This window comes from Halomonas alimentaria (genome assembly GCF_009902005.1).
Taxonomy (GTDB): domain Bacteria; phylum Pseudomonadota; class Gammaproteobacteria; order Pseudomonadales; family Halomonadaceae; genus Halomonas; species Halomonas alimentaria.
Map to the genome: position 1 here is coordinate 1740332 of NZ_WUTT01000001.1, position 20948 is coordinate 1761279.

The 20948-nt window shown below is 68.1% G+C and carries 19 protein-coding genes; 7 read left to right on the forward strand and 12 right to left on the reverse strand.

The features are described from left to right. Positions 1-10: 10 nt before the first annotated feature. Genes ahbB (GRB96_RS08185) through GRB96_RS08205 form a run of 5 tightly spaced genes read right to left on the reverse strand, consistent with a single transcriptional unit; the run spans position 11 to position 3882 of the window. The gene (gene ahbB, locus GRB96_RS08185; protein ID WP_161431690.1) at positions 11-610 is read right to left on the reverse strand and encodes a siroheme decarboxylase subunit beta; all 600 of its coding nucleotides are present in this window, start codon (positions 608-610) and stop codon (positions 11-13) included. Beyond that, positions 585-1043 (reverse strand): Lrp/AsnC family transcriptional regulator, encoded by a 459-nt coding sequence (locus GRB96_RS08190; protein WP_240894142.1) that lies wholly within the window; start codon positions 1041-1043, stop codon positions 585-587. Before GRB96_RS08190 ends, ahbB (GRB96_RS08185) begins: the two co-directional genes overlap by 26 nt. Further along, positions 1040-1582, reverse strand: a complete 543-nt coding sequence (ahbB, locus tag GRB96_RS08195) for a siroheme decarboxylase subunit beta (RefSeq protein WP_161431691.1) — start codon at positions 1580-1582, stop codon at positions 1040-1042. Before ahbB (GRB96_RS08195) ends, GRB96_RS08190 begins: the two co-directional genes overlap by 4 nt. Beyond that, positions 1579-2094, reverse strand: a complete 516-nt coding sequence (locus GRB96_RS08200; protein ID WP_161431692.1) for an Lrp/AsnC family transcriptional regulator — start codon at positions 2092-2094, stop codon at positions 1579-1581. Before GRB96_RS08200 ends, ahbB (GRB96_RS08195) begins: the two co-directional genes overlap by 4 nt. Before the next feature lie 57 nt (positions 2095-2151). Next, complete coding sequence (locus GRB96_RS08205) at positions 2152-3882, reverse strand: nitrite reductase (RefSeq protein ID WP_023007103.1); 1731 nt, start codon at positions 3880-3882, stop codon at positions 2152-2154. A 359-nt stretch (positions 3883-4241) separates the two neighbouring features. On the opposite strand from GRB96_RS08205, the gene GRB96_RS08210 reads away from it, so the two are divergent. Both GRB96_RS08210 and GRB96_RS08215 read left to right on the forward strand, forming a co-directional pair. Continuing rightward, the gene (locus GRB96_RS08210; RefSeq protein WP_240894143.1) at positions 4242-4583 is read left to right on the forward strand and encodes a c-type cytochrome; all 342 of its coding nucleotides are present in this window, start codon (positions 4242-4244) and stop codon (positions 4581-4583) included. A 27-nt stretch (positions 4584-4610) separates the two neighbouring features. Beyond that, positions 4611-5813, forward strand: a complete 1203-nt coding sequence (locus tag GRB96_RS08215; protein WP_161431693.1) for a cytochrome D1 domain-containing protein — start codon at positions 4611-4613, stop codon at positions 5811-5813. Positions 5814-5882: 69 nt separating this feature from the next. On the opposite strand, the gene GRB96_RS08220 is transcribed toward GRB96_RS08215, so the two are convergent. Together GRB96_RS08220 and GRB96_RS08225 are read right to left on the reverse strand one after the other, a co-directional pair. Beyond that, complete coding sequence (locus tag GRB96_RS08220; RefSeq protein WP_161431694.1) at positions 5883-7040, reverse strand: cytochrome P450; 1158 nt, start codon at positions 7038-7040, stop codon at positions 5883-5885. 93 nt (positions 7041-7133) lie between these two features. Beyond that, complete coding sequence (locus GRB96_RS08225; RefSeq protein ID WP_161431695.1) at positions 7134-7547, reverse strand: MarR family transcriptional regulator; 414 nt, start codon at positions 7545-7547, stop codon at positions 7134-7136. A 124-nt stretch (positions 7548-7671) separates the two neighbouring features. Between GRB96_RS08225 and GRB96_RS08230 the strand changes: the two genes are divergently transcribed. Both GRB96_RS08230 and GRB96_RS08235 read left to right on the forward strand, forming a co-directional pair. Next, positions 7672-8238: a YIP1 family protein gene (locus GRB96_RS08230; protein ID WP_161431696.1), complete on the forward strand. Its 567-nt coding sequence runs from the start codon at positions 7672-7674 to the stop codon at positions 8236-8238. A 103-nt stretch (positions 8239-8341) separates the two neighbouring features. Continuing rightward, complete coding sequence (locus GRB96_RS08235; protein WP_161431697.1) at positions 8342-9511, forward strand: globin domain-containing protein; 1170 nt, start codon at positions 8342-8344, stop codon at positions 9509-9511. 82 nt (positions 9512-9593) lie between these two features. Here the strand turns inward: GRB96_RS08235 and GRB96_RS08240 are convergent, their stop codons facing one another. From GRB96_RS08240 to GRB96_RS08250, 3 genes are all read right to left on the reverse strand, one after another. Further along, positions 9594-10301 (reverse strand): succinate dehydrogenase iron-sulfur subunit, encoded by a 708-nt coding sequence (locus GRB96_RS08240; RefSeq protein WP_205743509.1) that lies wholly within the window; start codon positions 10299-10301, stop codon positions 9594-9596. Between the two features lie 118 nt (positions 10302-10419). Continuing rightward, entirely contained in the window at positions 10420-13533 is a 3114-nt protein-coding gene (locus GRB96_RS08245; RefSeq protein WP_161431698.1) for an efflux RND transporter permease subunit, read from the reverse strand. Continuing rightward, positions 13530-14930: an efflux RND transporter periplasmic adaptor subunit gene (locus GRB96_RS08250; protein WP_161431699.1), complete on the reverse strand. Its 1401-nt coding sequence runs from the start codon at positions 14928-14930 to the stop codon at positions 13530-13532. Before GRB96_RS08250 ends, GRB96_RS08245 begins: the two co-directional genes overlap by 4 nt. A gap of 202 nt (positions 14931-15132) precedes the next feature. Between GRB96_RS08250 and ubiU the strand changes: the two genes are divergently transcribed. From ubiU to GRB96_RS08265, 3 genes are read left to right on the forward strand one after another with little or no spacing between them, the layout of a single operon-like run. Continuing rightward, positions 15133-16128 carry a ubiquinone anaerobic biosynthesis protein UbiU gene (ubiU, locus tag GRB96_RS08255; protein WP_161431700.1) on the forward strand — a complete coding sequence of 332 codons (996 nt, stop codon included), beginning with the start codon at positions 15133-15135 and terminating at the stop codon, positions 16126-16128. Positions 16129-16138: 10 nt separating this feature from the next. Then, positions 16139-17059: a U32 family peptidase gene (locus tag GRB96_RS08260; protein ID WP_161431701.1), complete on the forward strand. Its 921-nt coding sequence runs from the start codon at positions 16139-16141 to the stop codon at positions 17057-17059. A 5-nt stretch (positions 17060-17064) separates the two neighbouring features. Next, positions 17065-17805 carry an anaerobic ribonucleoside-triphosphate reductase activating protein gene (locus tag GRB96_RS08265; RefSeq protein ID WP_161431702.1) on the forward strand — a complete coding sequence of 247 codons (741 nt, stop codon included), beginning with the start codon at positions 17065-17067 and terminating at the stop codon, positions 17803-17805. Between the two features lie 89 nt (positions 17806-17894). On the opposite strand, the gene GRB96_RS08270 is transcribed toward GRB96_RS08265, so the two are convergent. Both GRB96_RS08270 and GRB96_RS08275 read right to left on the reverse strand, forming a co-directional pair. Continuing rightward, a complete protein-coding gene (locus GRB96_RS08270; protein WP_089677259.1) occupies positions 17895-18647 on the reverse strand; it encodes a ribonucleoside-diphosphate reductase in 753 nt (250 codons plus the stop codon). Positions 18648-18836: 189 nt separating this feature from the next. Next, the gene (locus GRB96_RS08275) at positions 18837-20948 is read right to left on the reverse strand and encodes an adenosylcobalamin-dependent ribonucleoside-diphosphate reductase (RefSeq protein ID WP_161431703.1); all 2112 of its coding nucleotides are present in this window, start codon (positions 20946-20948) and stop codon (positions 18837-18839) included.

Consider the following 20948-nt stretch of genomic DNA (forward strand, 5'->3'; position numbering starts at 1 on the left):
GGCGCGCGACTCAGCCCCGACGTTGGGTGTCCTTGGACGCATCGCTCGGCCGGCTGCCGGCCAGGCGCAGCCCGGTCTTCTTGAGAATACGCGTGCTGTAGAGGATGCGGTGATCGCGACACGCCTCTCCCAGGCGCTCGCGCAGCACCGCGGCCTGGCGCTCGACCTCCTCCCGGCTGCGGCCATGCAGCATGGCGAACAGGTTGTAGGGCCAGTGTGGCAGGTGGCGCGGGCGACGATAGCAGTGGCTGACGCCCTCGATGGCGGCCACCTCGCGGCCCAGGCGGTCGATCTGGGCGTCGTCGACGTCCCACACCGTCATGCCGTTGGCCACGTAGCCGAGCCGATAGTGGTTGGGCACCGCGGCGACCCGGCGGATCACCCCGCTTTCCTGCATGGCCTGCATGCGCTCGAGTACCTCGGCACCGCTCATGCCCACCTCGCGGCCCACCGCGCCCCAGGGGTCGGGGACCAGCGGCAGGCCGGCCTGGGTGGCCAGCACGATGGCACGATCGGCGGCATCGAGCCCCCCGGCATCCGGCGTCGGGACTGCAGCCTCGACGGCTTCGCGGCGCGGCGCCGGCCTAGACGGGCAGGTGGAGACGGACATGGAACTCCTCCTCCTTGGGCATGTTGTAGACCGGCAGGCCGGTGGCCGCCTCGATCCCGGCGATGGTCTCGGCGATACCCTGCGGCGTCTCGGTGGCCAGCACGAACCACATGTTGAGCTCGTGCTCGCGACGATAGTTGTGGGCCACCTCGGGGAAGGCATTGACCGTCGCGACGACCTCATCATAGTCGGGCTCGGGCACCGCCAGCGCGGCCAGGGTCAGGCCGCCGCCCAGGCGCTCGGCGTGGTACATCGGGCCGAAGCGGCTGAGCACCCCGCCCTCGCGCAGGCGCTCCAGGCGGTAGAGCAGGTCGCCCTCGGCGATGTCCAGCTCCTCGGCCACCGCCGCGAAGGGGCGTGCCACCAGCGGCAGGCCATCCTGCAGGCGGTTGATCAGGCGACGATCGACGCCGTCCAGGTCATCGAGGGTCATGCTGCCCCCTCACGCACGTAGCGGCCACCGCACTGGCGATAGGCATGGGTACTGAACAGCACGCGGTGCTCCAGGTCTCCCAGGCCCAGGCGCTCGACGATGGCCGCAAGCTCCGCCTCGACCCGCTCGCGACGGGCACCGTGGATCATGCAGAACAGGTTGTAGGGCCAGTCGGGCAGCCGCCGGGGACGACGGTAGCAGAGTGTCACGGCGGTCTCGTGGGCCAGGCGGCGGCCCACCTCGGCGACCCGCTCGTCGGGCACGTTCCATACCACCATGGCATTGGCCTGGATGCCCAGGCGGCGATGCTTCACCACCAGCCCCAGGCGCTTGATCATGCCGTCAGCCTGCCAGCGGCGCACGCAGGCCATCACCTGATCCTCGGCCATGCCAGCCTGTTCGGCCAGGGTGCGCCAGGGGCGAGGGACAAGCGGCAGCCCCTGCTCGAGCAGGCCGCGCAGGCGGCACTCGGCCTCGGCCGAGGGCGCATGGCGGGCGCCGCCGGTGGCGGCGAACTCCAGGTCGTCGGTGGTCTTCATGCGCGCTCCAGCTCGGCCCAGGGAATGGGGAACGACAGGTCGATATGGTAGCCCTCGAGCATCGGCAGCCGCAGGATCGGCACGCCCAGGAGTGCCTCCAGGGCGTCGAGCCGCGCCTCGAGCTCGGGCTCGTCCGGTGCGGTCATCACGAACCAGAGATTGAAGTCATGCTCCCTTGCGTAGTTATGGTTGACGCCGGGAGCGGCGTTGATGAGCTCTGCGAAGGCATCGCGTTCGGCCTCGGGTACGGCCACGGCGGCCAGCAGGCTGGCGCCGGCCCGGGCATGGTCGAACACCGGCCCCACCCGGCTCAGCACGCCCATGTCCTGCAGGCGCTCGAGGCGTGAGATCACCTCGTCCTCACTGCTACCCAGGCGTTCGGCAATGGTGTGGAAGGGGCGGGTACAGACCGGCAGGCCACGCTGATAGCTGTCGACCAGACGACGGTCCAGCGCATCGAGCTTTCGGGCCTGGTGAGTCGGGTCTTGGCTGTTCGGGGCTTGGCAATGCATTGGCACAGCTCACTTGCGGCGGGTGGCGGCGGGCTTGCGCCCGCCGCCGGGTCCCGATCAGTAGATGTCTTTCTGAGTGTTGATCACGTTGAACTTGCCGGTCGGGGTGACCAGCCGCTCGTCCTTGATCACGTGCTTCAGCTCGCGGGTCTCGTCGTCGACCACCACGATCGCGGAGGTGTCATCCATGGTGTTCCACACGGAGAACCACACCTCGTCGCCGGCCTGGTTGTACTCCGGCTGCACTACGCGCTTGGGCCCCTCACCCACATCGGCCCACTCGGCGATCGGCAGCACATCGTAGCCGGCCTCCAGGTCGTTGATGTCGTAGACCGCCACGCTCTGGCTGATCGCCTCGTTGGGGTTGAGCGCGGTGTCGACGTAGAGGTTGTCGGACTCCGGATGGGTCTTGATGAACAGCGAGCCGCCGCCCTGGCCTTCCAGGGTGCGTACCACCTTCCAGGCGTTGTCCGGATGCCCTTCCGGGTCGGTGCCGATCAGCTGGATGGTGGCGTCGCCCAGGTGGCTGGTGGCCCACACCGGCCCATGCTCGGGGTCGACGAAGTTGGCGCCGCGGCCCGGGTGCGGGATCTTGCCCACGTCGACGATCGCCTCGAGCTCACGCTCCTGGGCGTCGATGACCACGATCTGGTTGGACTCGTTGGCCGCGGTGAGGAAGTAGCGACCCGAGGCGTCCCAGCCGCCGTCGTGCAGGAAGCGCGAGGTGTCGATCTCGACGGTGGAGAGGGCGTCCAGGTTCTCGTAGTTCACCAGGCGGACCTTGCCGGTCTCCTTGATGTTGACGATGAACTCCGGGTGCTGGTGGGAGGCCACGATGGCCGCCACGCGGGGCTCCGGGTGGTACTCCTGCTCGCCGACGGTCATGCCGCGGGTGGCCACGATCTTCTTCGGCTCCAGGGTCTGGCCATCCATGATCACGTACTGGGGCGGCCAGTAGGCACCGGCGATGGCCAGGTCATCCTCGTAGCCCTCGAACTTGGAGGTCTCGACGGAGCGCGCCTCCATGCCGATCTTGATGGTGGCGACGATGCTCGGGTCTTCCATCCACAGGTCGATCATGTCGATCTTGGCGTCGCGACCGATGACGAAGAGGTAACGGCCGGAGGCGGACATGCGCGAGATATGCACCGCATAGCCGGTGTCGAGGATCTTGACGATCTCCTTGGAGGCGCCGTCGATCAGGGCGATCTGGCCGGCGTCACGCAGGGTGACGGAGAACAGGTTCTCGATGTCCAGGTCGTTCATCTGCTCGGTGGGGCGGTCCTCGGGGGCGACCAACACCTCCCAGGTCTCCTTCATGTCGGCCATGCCGAATTCGGGAGGCTGCGGCGGCTCGTGCATGATGTACTTGGCCATCAGCTCGACCTCATCCTCGGTCAGGTCGCCCGAGGTGCCCCAGTTGGGCATGCCGGCCGGAGAGCCGTAGTGGATGAACGCCTTGAGGTACTCGATACCACGTTCCTGGGTGATATCGGTGGTCAGCGGCTTGCCGGTGGCGCCCTTGCGCAGCACGCCGTGGCAGCCGGCGCAACGTTGGAAGTAGATCTCCTTGGCCTTCTCGAACTCCGCATCGGTCAGGTCCGGCGCGCCGGGGGTGCGAACCACCTTCGCCGAGCCCGGATCCACGGCGGACTCGGTGCCCTGATAGGCGGCCTGGGTCTCGTCGAGATCCTTCTTGCCATCCTGGGCGTAAGCCGCGGTAATACCCAGCGCGACGGTGGTTACCGCCACGGCCAGGGGCTTGAGATACCAGTCTTTCTTCATCATCGTTCCACCTCTGTCATGATCCTTGAGTGCGCTGTCGCCAGGACATGGGCGAGTCATTGTTGTATTTCTCAATGGTGTACTTCGCCGGACGGCCAGCCGGCATCACACGGCCGATGACCTTCCTGCGCAGAGAGTGGCTCAATAACGCGTATAATTCATGCTCCTTTAATGCTCTCAGGCCCTCTATCCGGGGAGACATTGACCTGTATCAAAGCACCGAACGGCTACCCACAAAGGGAAATTGAGCGCTTTTGGCTTTGCTGATAAGCACAAGCATAGGAGACTTTCGTTGACGCCAATCAATGCGCGCCGACACCCGGGCAGGGACACTCTCGCCAGCCCTTATCTCAGGAGTCGCCATGTTGCCGCCCCTTAAACTTTGCCTGTCGCTGCTGGCCATGGCCTGTGCGCTGCCGCTCGTCGCCCAGGCCGAGACGCCACTCTCCGCCGAACGCGAGGCCGAACTCGAGACCCTGCTCTATCAGGACTGCGGCTCCTGCCACGGCATGACCCTGCGCGGAGGCCTGGGCCCTGAACTGCCCAGGTCGCGCATGAATGCCTACAGCCAAGACGGCCTGGCCGCGCTGATCCTCCACGGCGTCGAGGGCACCGCCATGCCGGGCTGGGAGGGGCTTCTCACCGAGCAGGAGGCCCTGTGGCTCGCCGACCACCTGCAGAACGACAACCCCCTGGATGAGTAACGTCCTTCCCGATCACAAGGAGTGACCATGATCGCCCCTGCCCTTCTCAAGCCCCTCGCCGCCGTCTCGCTGCTCGCCCTGCTAGCCGGCTGCCAGGCAACCCCGACCACCGAGCTGCGTGGTACCGGCGACCTCGGCGTGGTGGTGGAGCGCGCCACCGGCAGCCTGGCGGTGGTGGATACCAGCGAACGCCGCATCCTCGACCGGGTCGAGGGCCTCGGGGATCTCTCCCACGCCTCGGTAAAGTTCTCCCGTGACGCCCGCTACGCCTTCGTGTTCGGCCGCGATGGCGGCCTCAGCCGGGTCGACCTGCTTACCGGCGAGATCACCCACCGGGTGATCCAGTCCGGCAACAGCATCGGCGGCGCCGTCTCCCAGGATGGCGCGCTGGTGGCGGTGGCCAACTACGAGCCGGGCGGCGTGAAGCTATTCGACAGCGAGACCCTGGAAGAGGTAGCGGACATCCCTGCCACCTGGGTCGACGAGAAGGGTGAGGAGCAGCGATCCAAGGTGGTGGGCCTGGTGGACGCCCCCGGCAACCGCTTCGTCTACAGCCTGTTCGAGGCCGGCGAGATTCACCTGATCGACATGCAGGGCGATACCCCCGAGGTGACGCGCTTCACCGATATCGGAAAGGAGCCCTACGATGCCCTGATCGGCCCCAACGGGCGCTACTATATCGCCGGGCTGTTCGGCGAGGATGGCCTGGCGATGCTCGACCTGTGGCACCCGGAGCAGGGCGTCACGCGTATCCTGCCCGACTATGGCCGCGGCGAGGAGCGCCTGCCGGTCTACAAGATGCCCCATCTGGAGGGCTGGACCCTGGCCGGCGACGAGGCCTGGCTGCCGGCGGTAGGCCGCCACGAGGTGCTGGTCGCCGACAGCGACGACTGGTCACTGGTCGACCGTATCCCGGTCCATGGCCAGCCGATCTTCGTGATGCGCCGCCCCGACGAGCGCCAGATCTGGGTCAACTTCGCCCACCCCGACAACGACGTGGTGCAGGTGATCGATACCGAGTCCCGCGAGGTCGTCGCCACCCTCACCCCCGGCGAGGCCGTTCTGCACATGGAGTTCACCCCCAAGGGAGAGCAGGCCTGGGTCTCGGCCCGGGACAGCGACCGGGTGGTGGTCTACGACACCCGCACCCTGGAGGAGGTCGCACGGCTCGACAGCGAGTCGCCCAGCGGCATCTTCTTTACCGACCGGGCGCACCGTATCGGGCTCTGAGGACCCGGGCACCCGAAGCAAGGAAGGCGCCCCGCGGGGCGCCTTCCGTCATCATGGCCTGACCTGCGACTAGCGCCGCACGTGCAGCGGCACCTCGGAGTAGCCGCCGGCGGGGTAGAGGGCGCGCACCGCGGGACGTGCCGGCAGCAGGGCGATATCGACGGTGGCGTCGAGCAGCGCGTCCATGAAGTCGTGAAGCTCCATTCGCGCCAGGGGCGCCCCGGGGCAGACGTGGATGCCGGCCCCGTAGAGCAGGTTGTCCTTGGGGTCGCGATCCAGACGCACCTCGTCGGGGTCACCGAACACCGCCTCGTCGCGGTTGGCCGAGCCCCACAGGAGCGTCAGGCGATCGCCGGCCTCGAGACGGCGGCCGCCGATCTCCACCGGACGGGTAGCAATGCGCCGGTTGGACATCAGAGGCGCATCGAGGCGCAGGATCTCGTCGATGGCCGCCGGCAGCAGGCGGCGATCGGCACGCAGCCGCCCCTGAAGCTCCGGATCGGCGGCCAGGTAGCGCATCAGGATGCCGATGCTTGCCGAGATGGTGCCGAGTTCCCCCACCGTCCAGTTGCGCAGGATGCTGACGATTTCCTCGTCGGCGAGCGCACGCTCCTCCACCGTCTCGTTCATGATCCGGGTGGTGACGTCGTCCGGCGCGTCATCGCCAGCCGCTCGGCGGAGTTCCAACTGTTCGCGGATCACGCCATCGAATTCCAGCGCCAGCTCGCCCAGCGCCTCGCGGTCCTGGGCCAGGGTGGCGGCCTGCTGGCGCTTCACCCAGGCGCGCAGCGGCTCGTGGAGCGCGGCGGGCCAGCCCATGAAGGCGCACTGGATCTCCAGGGCGAAGTCCTGTCCCATCTCGGCCATCGCTTCTACCTCACCGTCGGCGGGCAGACGGTCGACCACGGCCTCGGCGATAGCACGGCATTGCGGCGCAAACTCGGCCATGGCCTCGGGGCCGAAGTAGGGCTCGATGAGTCGCCGGAAGCGAGTGTGCTCGGGCGGGTCCATGGCGTTGGGCACCGACAGGTGGCGGCTCGCCGCGTTGCTGAAGGTCTCGTGGTCCTCGAGCACGCGCATCACGTCCGCATGGCGGAACAGCGACCACTGCAGGTAGTCGCTGAAGGCCACCGGGCAACGGTGGCGCATCTCGTCATAGGCGCTGATCTGGTCGTTCAGCGCATCCGCGGCGCGCGGGTCCCAGTCCTGCTGGCGCGTATCGCTCATGTCATCTCCTGAAAGAATAAGAGAGTCTGTTTCGCCATGAGAGCATACGCCCTCGAAGGCTGCATTGACGCAAGTCAGCGGCCCCTGACTGGCCTAGCGGAATTCGGGCCAGCCGGGCAGGCAGAACTCTTCCTGCAGGTGGCGAAGCTCAGGTTGGTGCTGCTCGGCGATGCGGCTGGCAAGCTCGGCACCGCGAGGCAACAGGTGGACCTCGATGCAGCGACGATCCTCGTGGCTCGGGCGACGTTCCACCAGGCCCAGTTGTTCGCAGCGATCGATCAGCGCCACCGTACCGTGGTGCTTGGCCTGAAGCCGCTCGGCCAGCTCGCCAACCGACGCCCATTCGCGCCCCTCGAAGCCCAGCAGGTGCAGCAGCAGCTGGTACTGCAGCGGCGTCAAGCCATGACGGCGACAGATATCCTCACTCTGGCGCAGGAAGCAGCGCAGCTGATAGCGGAAGTGAGAGAGGCGTTGGAAGTCCTGCTTAGTGAGGGCGTCATCGCTCATGAAGCGGTATCCGAATGTGCATGGGCAGCCACAATCGCTCCTTGACAGCCAAGGAAGCGAAGCCTAAAGATTAAACAATAATATCACAACATGATACAACTTCCCCGCCGACGAGGAGACCACCATGAACCCCCTGACCGTCATCAAGCTGCCCTTTACCCGCCAGGCGGGCTGGAAGAGCCTGCAGCAACGCAAGCCCTCGATCCCGGTGCTTGCCTGGGGCCTGGTGCTGCCCATGTCGCTGCTGCCGCCGGTGCTGCTCTACTATGCCGGCACTCACTATGGTGACGGTTTCGTCATGGGCTTCGCCGACCGGGAGTGGCGCTTCATCACCACCATCCTGTTCCTGGCCGAGTTGCTCACCTTCTTCGTGATGGGCTGGTTGATTCACGCCGTGGTCAACGGCACGCGGGAACTGTCCATCGACTACCACGATGCCTACCTGCTGGCAGCCCTCGCACCGCTGCCGCTGTGGTCCTCGGCGATCGTGCTGCTGATCCCCAGCCTGCTGCTCAACACCCTGGCGGTACTGGTGGCCCTGGGTATCTCCTGCAGTCTGGTCTACCACGGCCTCCAGGCCCTGTGCGAACGACGCGATAATGACGTCAACACCATGTCTGCGGCCTATACCATCATGGCGGCCGGGGTGCTGGCCTGGGGCCTGCTGATGGCAATCGTGTGGGCCTACTGAGCCGAACGCCATGATGCGGCGCAGCATCGGAGGCTGGAATCCGCGGGAATTAACATGTAATTTACATGCACCTTAAAAAACATCCCCGACACGGAGCCCCTCGATGCTGACCCAGGAGCAGGAACAACTCGTCGCCGCCACCGCGCCGGTGGTGGCCGAGCACCTTGACGCCATCACCCAGCGCTTCTACCCGCTACTGTTCGAGCGCTATCCGCAGGTAAAGCCGCTGTTCAACCAGGCACACCAGGCCGACGGCGGCCAGCCGCGGGCACTGGCCGGCGCCGTGCTGGCCTATGTGCAGTTGCGTCACGATCGCGAGAAGGTGCGCGAGACTCTGGCCACGGTGGTCGGAAAGCACGTATCCCTGGACATCCGCCCCGAGCACTATCCCCTGGTCGGCGAATGCCTTATGGCCGCCATCGGCGAGGTGCTGGGCGACGCCGTGAGGCCGGAGATCGCCGCCGCCTGGGAGGGCGTCTACGAGGAGCTGGCCGGACTGCTCATCGAGCTGGAGGAGTACCGCTACGGCAACTTCGAGCAGTCCCCCGGCGGCTGGCGTGGCCCCCGCGAGTTCCGCATTGCCGCCGTTCGCCAGGAGAGCGCGGTGATCCGCTCCTTCGTGCTCGAGCCGGTGGATGGCGGCCCGGTCGCCGGCCATGAGCCTGGCCAGTACATCGGTGTCAGGCTCACCATCGATGGTGAGCCGGTCTATCGACACTACAGCCTCTCGGACCTGCCGAACGGCGAGAGCTACCGGATCTCGGTGAAGCGCGAGCCCCAAGGGCGTGCCAGCCGTCATCTGCATGACGCCATGGACGTGGGTGACACCCTGGCATTGCTGCCCCCGGCCGGCGAGTTGACCCTGATAGAGGGTGACGAGCCGCTGCTGCTGGCCAGCGGCGGTGTCGGCCAGACCCCGCTGCTGCCCATGGCGCGCCAGGCGCTGGCCCAGGGTCGCCGGGTGGTCTACCTGCATGCCGCCCTGGATGCCGAGCATCACGCCTTCCGCGACGAGGTCGCGGCCCTGGCCGAGGCGCACCCGGAGCGGCTCCGGGCCGTGAGCATTCATGAGGCCGGGGATGATGCCGAGCATATCGGACGCGTGGATCGCGACCTGCTGGCAAGCTACCTGCCCGAGGGCGGCCGCTGCTACTTCGTTGGCCCCCAGGGGTTCATGACCGCCGTTGACCGGGCCCTGGCCGAACTCGGCGTACCCGCCGAACGCCGTCATTTCGAGCACTTCGGCCCCTCGCGTCCCCTCGACGCCGCCTGAGTCTCGACCGCTCCGCACGACAAGACGACGCCCCGGCCATGCCGGGGCGTCGTCACTGCGTTTGTGGCGATCGGGATAGGTCTCAGCTGCCACGTGCCAGCAGCATCGCCTTGATATGGCCGATGGCCCGCATCGGGTTGAGCCCCTTGGGACACACCCAGGTGCAGTTGGCGATCTGTCGGCAGCGAAACACGCTGAAGGGGTCGTCGAGCTCGACCAGGCGCTCGTCGGTGGCGGTGTCCCGGCTGTCGATCAGGAACCGATAGGCCTGGATGAGGCCGGCCGGGCCGATGTACTTGTCGGGGTTCCACCACCAGGAGGGACAGGCCGAGCTGCAGCAGGCGCACAGGATGCATTCGTAGAGGCCATCGAGCTTCTCGCGATCCGCCGGGCTCTGGCGGCGCTCGGTGGCGGTGGGCGGCTCATCGTTGATCAGCCAGGGGCGGATCTTCTCGAACTGGCGGAAGAACAGCGTCTGGTCGACGACCAGGTCGCGGATCACCGGCATGCCGGGAAGCGGACGCAGGGTCAGGGTATCGCCGCTGCCCAGCACCTCCTCCACCGGCGTGATGCAGGCCAGGCCGTTCTTGCCGTTGATGTTCATGCCGTCGGAGCCACACACCCCCTCGCGACACGAGCGCCGATAGGCCAGGGTGGCATCCTGCTGCTTCAGGTGTTCGAGCACGTCGAGCACCATCGCCTTGCGGAAACGCTCCTCGACTTCCAGGCTTTCCATCCGCGGCAGGTCGTCCCTCTCGGGGTGATAGCGATAGAGCCGTACCTTGATCATCACGCCCCCAGTTCGGCCTCGACTCGACTAAAAGATTTATTATGAATACATCTTTTAGGCTAGCCCCGATGCCGCTGCCGTCAAGGGCGTGACCTCGGGACCACTACGGCACGCTGCATTACGTCCCACTCTCCGACCTGCGGGTCCAGCCCCAGTCGTCGAACAGTACATAGAGTGCCGGAATCACCAGCAGCACCAGCAGGGTGGCGCTGAGCAGGCCGAATACCACGGCGATCACCAGCGGCTTGATGGCATCCGCCTGACTGCTGGTCTCGGCCAGCAGCGGCGCGAGGCCGGCAATGGTGGTGGTGGAGGAGATCAGGATGGCCCGCAGCCGGTCGCGGCTGGCCTGCCCCGCGGCCGCTACCGCATCCATGCCTCGCTCACGGTGCGTCTTGATGAAGTGGATCAGCAGGATGGCATTGTTGACCACGATGCCGGCCAACGAGGCGGCGCCGATCAGCGAGGGCATCGAGAGGTAGTAGCCCATGACCACGTGCCCCCAGATGGCGCCGATAAAGGCCAGGGGAATCGAGAGCATGACGATCAGCGGCTCCACATAGCTGCGGAACTGGAAGGAGAGGATCACGAAGATCCCTACCAGGCCGATCAGCAGGCCGCGGGCGATGGAGCCGCCGGTCTCGGCGGAGCTGGCCACCTGGCCCTCGAAGGTGACCGCCACCTCGGGATGGCGCGCCTCGAAGTCGGCCAGCCAGCCGCTGCCGACGAGGTCGTCGACGATGGCCTGGCCACTGGCCTGGCGGGCGTCCACGTTGGCCTCGACGGTGACGGTGCGCCGCCCGTCGATGCGGGTGATGCGCGCCCAGTCGCGGCGTTCGGCCACCTCGGTCACCACCGAGAGCGGCACCCGGCTGCCGTCGGGGAGCATCAGGGTCTGGTCGGCCAGGTCATCGAGACCGTCGCGATCGGCCTCGGCCTGGCGTACCAGCACCTCGATCTCCTGCTCGCCGATGCGCTGGGTATCGGCGATCTCGCCGAGCAGGCCGGCGCGCAGCTGGTTCGCCACCTCCTCGGCGCTGAGCCCCAGGCCATGGGCGCCCGAGGCCAGCGAGTATGCGCGCTGGGGCTTGCCCAGGTGCTGGTCATCCATGACGTTGTAGACCGCCGAATAGCCCTCGAGGCGCGTGGCAAGCTCCCGTGCCGCCGCCTTCATGGCCGCGAGGTCCTCGCCGGCCAGGCGCACCTCCACGGGCACCCCGGCGGGGCCGAACCCCGGCTCCTGGATGATCAGGCGCTGCACCCCAGGGATGTCACCGATCGCTTCCCGCCACTCGGCGGTCAGCGCATCCAGGGTCATGGTGCGCCGCTCGGCGGTGAGCAGGTCGACACTGACCGTGGCCACATGGGGCCCCGCCTCCCGGGCGCTGAGGTTGTGGTTGAAACGCACCTGGATCGCCTCGACCAGCGCCGCGCCCTCCGGCTGCCCGGGCGAATGGCGTTCATCGAGCTCGCGCATCGCCGTCTCGATGCGCTCGGCCACCGCCTCGGTGCGCTCGAGCGGTGTGCCTTGGGGCATCAGGATGCGCGCCTCGAGCACATCGCCGTCGATGTCGGGCATCGCCTCGCTGCCGACATGGCCACCGGCCATGAAACCGACGGAGGCCAGCATCACGGCCAGCACCGCCCCCAGCACCAGATGGCGGAAGCGGATCGCCCGATCGGCCAGCCGCCCCACGCCCTCGCGGAAGCGCTCGAAGCCGCGGTCGAAGGTGGTGCGAAAACGCGACTCATGGCCCTGCTGCAGGTGTTTCACGCTGCCCTTGAGACTGCCCTTGAGATGGTGAGGCAGGATCCAGAACGCCTCGACAAGACTCGCCGCCAGCGCGGCGATCAGCACCACCGGCAGCACCTCCAGCACCGCCCCCAGCTCGCCGGCCAGGAAGGAGAGCGGCACGAACACCGCGGCAGTGGTCAGGAACGACGACAGCACCCCGGGCAGTACCTGTCGAGTCCCCGCCACCACCGCCTGCAGTGGTGTGGCGCTCTCACCGGCGTGGGCGGCGATGTTGTCGGTGATCACGATGGTGTCGTCCATGACGATACCGATGGCCATCAGCAGCGCCACCAGGGTGATCATGTTCAGCGAGAGGCCGGCAAGCCCCATGACCAGGAAGGCCCCCATGAAGGCCGCGGGCAGCCCAAGCACCGCCCACAGCGCCAGTCGCGGGCGGAAGAACAGGCTCATCACCAGCACCACCAGTGCCAGCCCCATGACACCGTTGCCCACCAGCATCTCCAGGCGATCGCGGACGATGCTGGTCATGTCCTGGGTCAGGGTCAGCGTGATGCCATCATCGAAGCGGCGGCGCTCTTCCTCGATCAGCCCCTCGAGGCGCTCCTTCACTGTCAGGGAGTCATCGCGCAGGCTCTTGCTCACCTCCAGCACCAGCGCCGGTTCGCCGTTGAAACGAAGCTTCTCCTCCTCGCGTTCACCGGCCTCGCTCAAGCGGGCAATGTCACCCAGGGTCAGCTCGCCGCCGGCCGGATCGGAGATCACCACCAGGCGCGACAGTTCCTCCAGCGAGCGGCGCTGGTCGGTGAAGCGCAGCAGGAGTTCGCGCTCGGGGGTCTCCAGGGTGCCCAGCGGCAGGTCCAGGCTCTGAGCCGAGATCCGCCGCGCCAGCTCGCGGGCCGAGAGGCCGTGCTGGCCGAGCACCTCGCCGGGCACCTCCACCTGCCACTGGCGCTGGGACATGCCGTGGATCGCCACGTCCGCCACGCCGGTCAGCGCCATGATGCGCTCTTCCAGGCGCAGGGCGTACTCCTCGAGCTGGCCGGCGGGCATGTCGGCCGACACCGCGACCGCCGCCACCGCGTCGCTGCGGTGCAGCTCGCGCACCACCGGTGGGTCCGCCCGCGCCGGCAGCTCGCTGATGGCGGAGACCTCGGTGTCGATCTCGCCGAGAAAGCGCAGGGGATCACCGCCGGCCTGCATGGTGGCGGTGGCGCTGGCCAGGTTGTCCTGGGCCACACAGACGAACTCGTCGAGGAACTCCACCCCCTTCACCGCCTCATGCAGGCGGCGGCAGACGGCATCCTCCACGTCGGCGGCGCTGGCCCCGCGGTAGACCACCTCGACACCCACTTCCACCGGGCGGTAGTCGGGGAAGGTCTCGCGCTTGAGCGACGGGGCGGTGAAGAGGCCGGCGGCGAGCAGCAGTACCAGCAGCAGGTTGGCGGCGGTGGGGTGGGCGGCGAACCAGCGGATCATGGCCGCGCTTCCTCATGTCCCTGGCCCAGCGCCTGCTCGGCGACTCGCGCCTCCAGGGCCTCGTCGCGACGCGGGTCGAGGGCCATCCCGGCGATCGCCGCGGGCAGATCATCGACCACCAACCGCTCGCCGGGCTCGAGACCGTCCGCGACCACCGCCAGGTTGCCCTGCTCGAAGGCCACGCTCACCGCGCGCCGCTCGAGGCGATCCTCGTTATCCACCAGCCACACCTCGCCCTGATGCACTGTACTGGCCGGTATCACCAGGCGAGGCTCGGGGCTGGGCGCGGACAGCCGCGTGCGCACGTACATGTCGCGCTGTAGCGGCGGGCGATCCGGCGGCCGCGCATCGCGGTAGGGGTGCTCGACCCGCACCACGGCACGCACGGTGCGGGTGGCGGGATCCAGGCCGCTGGCCACGCGTACCAGCTCCCCCGCCCAGCCCACACCCTCGGCGCCGGCCAGGAAGAGGTCGGCCTGCACCGCCGGGAAGTCCAGCCGCTCCGCCAGGTCCAGCCCCTCGGCCAGGACCGGGGCCGCGTCGCTGGCTCCCGCCGGCATGGCCGCGGCCAGCAGGCGGCGCATCATGGCGATGGGGATATGGGCCTCCACCTCGGCGGCGGCCAGGCTCTCGGCCTGGAACAGCCGCTGCCCGGTGCCGACAAACTGGTGCAGCTCCACCTCGACATCGGCCAGGCGCAGGTCGTAGGGCGCCACGAAACGCGTATCGGCGAGGTCCTCCCGGGCCTGTGCCAGGCGCACAGCGGCCCGCTCGCGCTGCGCCTCGAGTACCTCGCGCCGCGCGGGGAGCAGTGCCAGGCTGTTCTCCAGCGAGGCGACCGCCTGACGCTGCCCCAGGGTGCTGCGGCGCTGCTCGTCGCGTCGTGAGCTGGAGACCGAACCGCTGGCCGCCAGGCGCTCGATGCGTGTCAGCTCCTGCTCGGCCAGGGCGAGTGCCTGCTGCTCCAGCCCCAGCAGGCGACGGGTGTTCTCCTCCTCGGCCTCGAGCTGTGCCAGCTCGCCGGCCAGGCTGGCGAGCTCCGCCTCGGCCTCGGCGATGGCCAGTTCATAGCGGCTGGGATCCAGGGCCACCAGCAGGGTGCCCTCGGGCAGCAGGGTGCCGCTCTCCAGTTCCGGGTGGCGTTCGACGACGCGCCCCGCCACATTGGCCGTCGCCTGCCAGGTCTCGGCGGGGCGCGCCACACCGTGGCCGCGCGCCTCCAGGCGCAGTTCCAGGGGGCAGACCTCGACGAACCTGACCGGAGTGGCGGAGGCCGTCGTCTCCTGGCGCTCGGGTGACTGGCGGTTGGCCACGAAGAAGACCAGCAGCGCCACGCCCACGGCGACGCCGATCAGCACCGCCAGGCCCCGCCCCAGTCGCCGAGTCCAGGGACTCATGCGTCACCTTCCCGTGTCCACCGGGAAACGGCATTTCGAGAGCCCGTCCCGCAAGAATGGGATATCAACATTGTTAGACCCCGAAAAAGAGTAACGGACCACTACCTTAGGCCGATCGAGGCGACTTGCCATGACCCGCGTCAAAAGGCCAGGCGGGATAGTCGACTAGCATGGTCGGGATTCCCACGACAGGAGGCTCACCATGGAGCTCGTCTGCCCCGCCGGTAACCTGCCCGCCCTGAAGCGCGCCGTGGATGAAGGGGCCGATGCCGTCTACTTCGGCTTTCAGAACACCACCAACGCCCGCCAGTTCGCCGGCCTCAACTTCACCGACAAGCGCGCCCGGGAGGGCATCGACTACGCCCACGCCCGCGGCAAGCGAGTCTTCTGCGCCATCAACACCTACCCTCAGCCGGATGGCTGGGCGATGTGGACCCGCGCCGTGGACCAGGCCGCCGACCTCGGCGTCGATGCCCTGATCATGGCCGACATGGGGCTGCTCGACTACGCCGCACGCCGCCACCCGGACCTCGCCCGCCATCTCTCGGTGCAGGGCTCGGCCACCAGCCACGAGGCGCTGCGCTTCTATCACGACCAGTTCGGCATCAAACGCGCCGTGCTGCCCCGGGTGCTCTCCATCACCCAGGTGCGCGACCTGGCCAAGCAGAGCCCGGTGGAACTCGAGGTATTCGCCTTCGGCAGCCTGTGCATCATGGCCGAGGGGCGCTGCTACCTGTCGTCGTATCTCACCGGTGAATCGCCCAACACCCGCGGCGTCTGCTCGCCGGCGGCCCATGTGCGCTGGGAGGAGACCCCGGAGGGCCTGGAGTCACGACTCAACGGCGTGCTGATCGACCGCTACGGCGAGGGCGAGAACGCCGGCTACCCCACCCTGTGCAAGGGGCGCTTCGAGGTGGGCGGCGAGACCTACCACGCCATCGAGGAGCCCACCAGCCTGAACACCCTGGAGCTGTTGCCGGAGCTCAAGGATCTGGGCATCGCGGCCGTCAAGATCGAGGGGCGCCAGCGCAGCCCGGCCTATGTATCAAAGGTCGCCGGCATCTGGCGCCAGGCCCTGGATCGCCTGGAACGCGCCCCGGGCCGCTTCCATACCGAACCCGCCTGGATGACCGGCCTCGGCGAGGTCTCCGAAGGCAGCACCACCACCCTGGGCGCCTACGAGCGCCGCTGGAAATAGGAGAGAGCCCATGTCCGCTACCCCCACGCTCCAGCTGTCGCTCGGCCCGGTGCTCTTCTACTGGACCCGCGAACACTACGCCGACTTCTATCGCGAGGCCGCCGACTGGCCGGTGGAGATCGTCCACCTGGGTGAGTCGGTCTGCTCGCGGCGCCGCGACATGAAGCTCGACGACTGGCTTGGCATCGGCCGCGAGCTGACCCAGAGCGGCAAGCAGGTGGTGCTCTCGAGCCAGACCCTGATCGAGTCCGAGGCCGACCTGCGCGACCTGCGCAAGCTGTGCGACAACGGCGAGTTCCTGGTCGAGGCCAATGACCAGAGCGCCCTGCAACGCCTCTCGGCGGCGGGCCAGCCCTTCGTGGCCGGTGCCGCTCTCAACCTCTACAACCCGGCCACCCTTGCCGTGCTCTCCCGCGCCGGCATGCAGCGCTGGCAGGCACCGGTGGAGATGTCCCGGGACGACCTCGCCCGCCTGCTGGAGGACTGCCGCGAGCAGGGGATCGAGGCCCCCTGCGAGGTGTTTGCCTACGGCCACCTGCCGCTGGCCTGGTCATCGCGCTGCTTCACCGCGCGGCGCTACCAGAAACCCAAGGACCGCTGCCAGTTCGTCTGCCAGAAGCACCCGGAGGGCCTGGCCCTGCGCTCCCAGGAGTCCCAGCAGGTATTCACCCTGAACGGCATCCAGACCCTCTCGGGGGCCTGCCAGGACCTGCGCCACGAGGTGCCGGACATGGCCGGGATGGGCGTCGGCGTGACACGCCTGAGCCCGCGCCCCGAGGGCATGGCGGAGGTGGTCACGGCCTTCGATGCCGCCCGCCGCGGCGAGCTGCCCACCCCCGACCCTCTCAGCCTGGTCGACGCCGAGATCTGCGACGGCTACTGGCACGGCCGCCCCGGCATGGACCACAGCCGAGCCGCCAGCCTGGGGTGAGCGCCATGGTGATCCCCCTGGTCCCCGAGCCCGGCGCCGCGATCCGTCTGCCTATTGCCGGCTTCGAGGCCAGGGACGACCACGCCTTTCCGGGGCGCCGGTCGGCGTTGGTCTACCTGCAGGGTTGTCCGCTGCAGTGCGGCTACTGCGAGACGGCGAGCAGCATGGGGCCGGCCCGCCGCGCTGCGGCGGGGGAGTGGGATGCCATCGAGGGGCTGCTGGCGGCCCGGGTCGGCGAGCTGGACGCCGTGGTGTTCAGCGGCGGCGAGCCCACCCTGCACCCCGACCTGCCCGCCGCCGCCGACGCCTGCCGGTCACTCGGACTGGCGGTGGGGCTGCACACCGCCGGCCCCTACCCGGAGCGCCTGGAGCGGCTGCTGCCGCGACTCGATTGGGTTGCCCTGGACACCAAGGGGCGCGGCGCCGACTTCGACCGCGTCGCCGGTCGCCCCGGCATCTGGCGCCAGCACGCCCTGAGCCTCTCGCTGCTGCTGGAGGCCGGGGTGCCCTTCGAGTGCCGCACCACACTGCACTGGCGCGACTTCTCCCTCGACGACCTCGAGCTGCTGGCCATGACCCTGGCCGACTGTGGGGTCCGCCGCTACGCCATCCAGCTCGCCCGCCTGGAGCGCTGCCTGGACCCGGCCTACCGCGACGCCGTCGAGGACGCCCCGCCCCGGGAGGCGCTGGAGACCCTGATACGCCGGCTGCGCCGCCACTTCGCACAGGTCGAGCTGCGCGGCTGAAGCCCGCGCCAAGACGACATCGCCCCGGGCCACTCTCGTGACCCGGGGCGATGTGTGCTTCGACTGACGTTCAGTGCCTGGCGCTTAGCCTAGCCACACTTGGACCAGCCGCAGCCAGAGTAGCAGGTGGGGCAGCCGTCCATCATGATCAGCTCGCCGTTGCACTCGGGGCAGTGGCCGACCACGGTGGGGCCGTCGCCCTTGGCATGGGCGGCCTCCTCTGCCTTGCGCTCGGCCTGCTCGATCTCCTCGGCGGTGGGCGGCACCCACAGGTGGCCGCTGGCCTGGCGCTGGGCGTAGCGGGCGACCAGCTCCTCCACCGGCACCTGGTTGCCGTCCTGGTCGAGGAAGCCGCGGCGGTAGAGGATCTGCTGGATCGACCAGGCGATGGCCGCCACCTCGGAGTCGTGGAACACCGGCTTGCCCCAGCGGTTCATCCCGCAGCGCACCAGGCCCTTGTCCCAGGCCACCTTGCGCAGGTCGGCCACCGCCTGGGTGACGTAGCCGCCGCGGGCGGCCAGCGACAGGCTGCGCATGGTGGCGGTGATCCACTGGTGCTCGCTGGAGAGCTGGCCGGAGGGGAAGAAGAACTCCACCGGACGCTCGATCACCACCCGCTTGCCGTTGAGCACGCCCTCCACGGGCATGAAGGAGACCAGCAGGTAGACCTTCTTGCGGCCCTCGGCGCCGACGTAGGAGATCTTCTCCGACACGGCCTCCAAGGTGCCCTCGGGACGCGACGGGATGCGCACCGTGAGCGGGTTCTCCTCGGGCAGCGGCGGCTCTTCCACCGCCTTCTTGACACTGTAGGAAACGATCTTGGAATTGATCTCGACGGCCATCAGGGGGCTCCTCCGGAAAGTTGTTGGGTGGCACTGGGCATCCATCGCTCGGGGCTGATCCGGCGAAGAGCCTGCGAGGAGGCGCTGTAAACCCATCCCTGGGCGCTACCGACGCCATCCCTGGCGTAGGACCTCCTCTTCGGCTCTTCCCCGGCGCCCCTTGCTAAAGGCAACCAGGGAAACAATGGCTTACCACTTGCCATAGGTGCCTTCCTTCAGCGCGTCATAGAGGTTCGCCGCGTTGTGCTCCTCGCCGTCGTAGATGACCTTCTCGTCACCGGCCAGCTCCACGCTCTCGCCATTCTCCAGCTCGAAGACGTAGGTGGTGTTCTTGAGGTCATCCTCGCGCACCAGCACGCCCTGGAAGGCCTCCGGATTGAAGCGGAAGGTGGTACAGCCCTTGAGCTTGCTCTGGTAGGCGTCGAGGTAGAGGTCCTTGAACTCCTCGAAGGGGAACTCGGTGGGCACGTTCACCGTCTTGGAGATCGCCGAGTCGACCCAGGCCTGGGCGGCGGCCTGCACCGCCACGTGCTGCTTGGGGCTCACCGCGTCGGCGGTGATGAAGTAGTCGGGCAGGTCGCTCTCCACGGCGTCGGCGGCGATGAAGTGGCGGTAGGCCGCCAGCTCGAAGGAGACCACCTCGACCTGCTCCTTGGTCTTCTTGCCCGACTGGATGACGTTGCGGAAGTAGCGGTGCGAGAACGACGGCTCGATCCCGTTGGAGGCGTTGTTGCCCAGCGACAGCGAGATGGTGCCGGTCGGCGCGATGGAGCTGTGGTGGGTAAAGCGCGCACCATGCTCGGCGAGCTGGGCCACCAGCTCAGGCTCCACCTCGGCGACCTTCTGCATGTAGCGGCTGTAGCGCGCATGCAGGATGCGACCGGGCACCTTGTCGCCGATCTCGTAGCCGTCCTTCTTGAGCTCCGGGCGCTCGCGCAGCATCTTCGGGGTGATCTCGTAGTCCTCGGCCAGTGCCGGGGCCATGCCCTTCTCGCGGGAGAGTTCCAGCGCCTGCTTCCAGCCCTCGATGGCCAGGTTGCGGCTCACCTCCTCGGTGAAGGCCAGCGACTCCGGCGAGCCGTAGGGGATCTTGAGCATGGTCAGGGTGGAGCCCAGGCCCAGGAAGCCCATGCCGTGGCGGCGCTTGGCCTCGATCTCGCGGCGCTGGCCCTCCAGGGGCAGGCCGCTGATCTCCACCACGTTGTCGAGCATGCGGGTGAAGATCGCCACCACCTGGCGGTAGCGCTCCCAGTCGAAGCGCGGCTTCTTGCCGAAGGGGTCGATGACGAAGCGGGTCAGGTTGACCGAACCCAGCAGGCAGGCGCCCTCGGGCGGCAGCGGCTGCTCGCCGCAGGGGTTGGTGGCGCGGATCTCCTCGCAGAACCAGTTGTTGTTCATCCGGTTGACCTGGTCGATCAGGATGAAGCCCGGCTCGGCGTAATCGTAGGTGGAACGCATGATGGTGTCCCACAGCTCGCGGGCCTTGATCACCTCGACGATGCGGCAGGCCACGCGGCCCTCGGCATCGACGGTATAGCCCTCCTCCACCACCGGCCAGTCGCGGTAGATCAGCTCGTTCTCCTGGACGTCATCCTTCTCGCCCGGGTGCAGCGGGAAGGCCAGCGGCCAGTCGGTGTCGTTCTTGACCGCCTCCATGAACTCGTCGGTGATCAGCAGGCTGAGGTTGAACTGGCGCAGGCGGCCCGCCTCGCGCTTGGCCTCGATGAACTGGCGCACATCGGGGTGGCCGACGTCGAAGGTGCCCATCTGGGCACCGCGGCGGCCGCCCGCCGAGGCCACCGTGAAGCACATCTTGTCGTAGATATCCATGAACGCCAGGGGGCCGTTGGTGCCGGCCCCGGCGCCGAACACGAAGGCGCCCTTGTGGCGCAGGGTGGAGAAGTCGTAGCCGATGCCGCAGCCCGCCTTGAGGGTCATGCCGGCGTCCACCACGGAGTCGAGGATATCGTGCATGGAGTCGCGGATGGTGCGCGACACCGTGCAGTTGATCAGGCTCACCGCCGGCTTGTAGGCCTCGGCGCCGGCATTGGACATGATGCGCCCGGCGGGAATGGCGCCATTCTCCAGCGCCCAGCGAAACTTCGGCAGCCAGGCGTCGGCCTGCTTGCCTTCCACCGCGGCCAGCGCCCGGGCCACGCGATCCCAGGTGGCAGTCACGTCCTGGTCCACGGCCTTGCCGTGACGGTCCTTGAGGCGGTACTTGGAGTCCCAGATGTCGCGGGACGGCCCCTGCAGGGGCACCTCGTTGGATGACTTCACTGCCTTGGTGGAAGTGCTCAT

Excerpts from the sequence above, each read along its gene's own strand:
- GRB96_RS08265 (WP_161431702.1), top strand. The coding sequence starts at position 17,065 with ATGGTGATCCCCCTGGTCCCCGAGCCCGGCGCCGCGATCCGTCTGCCT.
- GRB96_RS08220 (WP_161431694.1), bottom strand. The coding sequence starts at position 7,040 with ATGAGCGATACGCGCCAGCAGGACTGGGACCCGCGCGCCGCGGATGCG.
- GRB96_RS08275 (WP_161431703.1), bottom strand. The coding sequence starts at position 20,948 with ATGAGCACTTCCACCAAGGCAGTGAAGTCATCCAACGAGGTGCCCCTG.
- GRB96_RS08250 (WP_161431699.1), bottom strand. The coding sequence starts at position 14,930 with ATGAGTCCCTGGACTCGGCGACTGGGGCGGGGCCTGGCGGTGCTGATC.
- GRB96_RS08260 (WP_161431701.1), top strand. The coding sequence starts at position 16,139 with ATGTCCGCTACCCCCACGCTCCAGCTGTCGCTCGGCCCGGTGCTCTTC.
- GRB96_RS08270 (WP_089677259.1), bottom strand. The coding sequence starts at position 18,647 with ATGGCCGTCGAGATCAATTCCAAGATCGTTTCCTACAGTGTCAAGAAG.
- GRB96_RS08240 (WP_205743509.1), bottom strand. The coding sequence starts at position 10,301 with ATGATCAAGGTACGGCTCTATCGCTATCACCCCGAGAGGGACGACCTG.
- GRB96_RS08210 (WP_240894143.1), top strand. The coding sequence starts at position 4,242 with ATGTTGCCGCCCCTTAAACTTTGCCTGTCGCTGCTGGCCATGGCCTGT.
- GRB96_RS08205 (WP_023007103.1), bottom strand. The coding sequence starts at position 3,882 with ATGATGAAGAAAGACTGGTATCTCAAGCCCCTGGCCGTGGCGGTAACC.
- ahbB (WP_161431690.1), bottom strand. The coding sequence starts at position 610 with ATGTCCGTCTCCACCTGCCCGTCTAGGCCGGCGCCGCGCCGCGAAGCC.
- ubiU (WP_161431700.1), top strand. The coding sequence starts at position 15,133 with ATGGAGCTCGTCTGCCCCGCCGGTAACCTGCCCGCCCTGAAGCGCGCC.
- GRB96_RS08215 (WP_161431693.1), top strand. The coding sequence starts at position 4,611 with ATGATCGCCCCTGCCCTTCTCAAGCCCCTCGCCGCCGTCTCGCTGCTC.
- GRB96_RS08245 (WP_161431698.1), bottom strand. The coding sequence starts at position 13,533 with ATGATCCGCTGGTTCGCCGCCCACCCCACCGCCGCCAACCTGCTGCTG.
- ahbB (WP_161431691.1), bottom strand. The coding sequence starts at position 1,582 with ATGAAGACCACCGACGACCTGGAGTTCGCCGCCACCGGCGGCGCCCGC.
- GRB96_RS08190 (WP_240894142.1), bottom strand. The coding sequence starts at position 1,043 with ATGACCCTCGATGACCTGGACGGCGTCGATCGTCGCCTGATCAACCGC.
- GRB96_RS08230 (WP_161431696.1), top strand. The coding sequence starts at position 7,672 with ATGAACCCCCTGACCGTCATCAAGCTGCCCTTTACCCGCCAGGCGGGC.
- GRB96_RS08225 (WP_161431695.1), bottom strand. The coding sequence starts at position 7,547 with ATGAGCGATGACGCCCTCACTAAGCAGGACTTCCAACGCCTCTCTCAC.
- GRB96_RS08200 (WP_161431692.1), bottom strand. The coding sequence starts at position 2,094 with ATGCATTGCCAAGCCCCGAACAGCCAAGACCCGACTCACCAGGCCCGA.
- GRB96_RS08235 (WP_161431697.1), top strand. The coding sequence starts at position 8,342 with ATGCTGACCCAGGAGCAGGAACAACTCGTCGCCGCCACCGCGCCGGTG.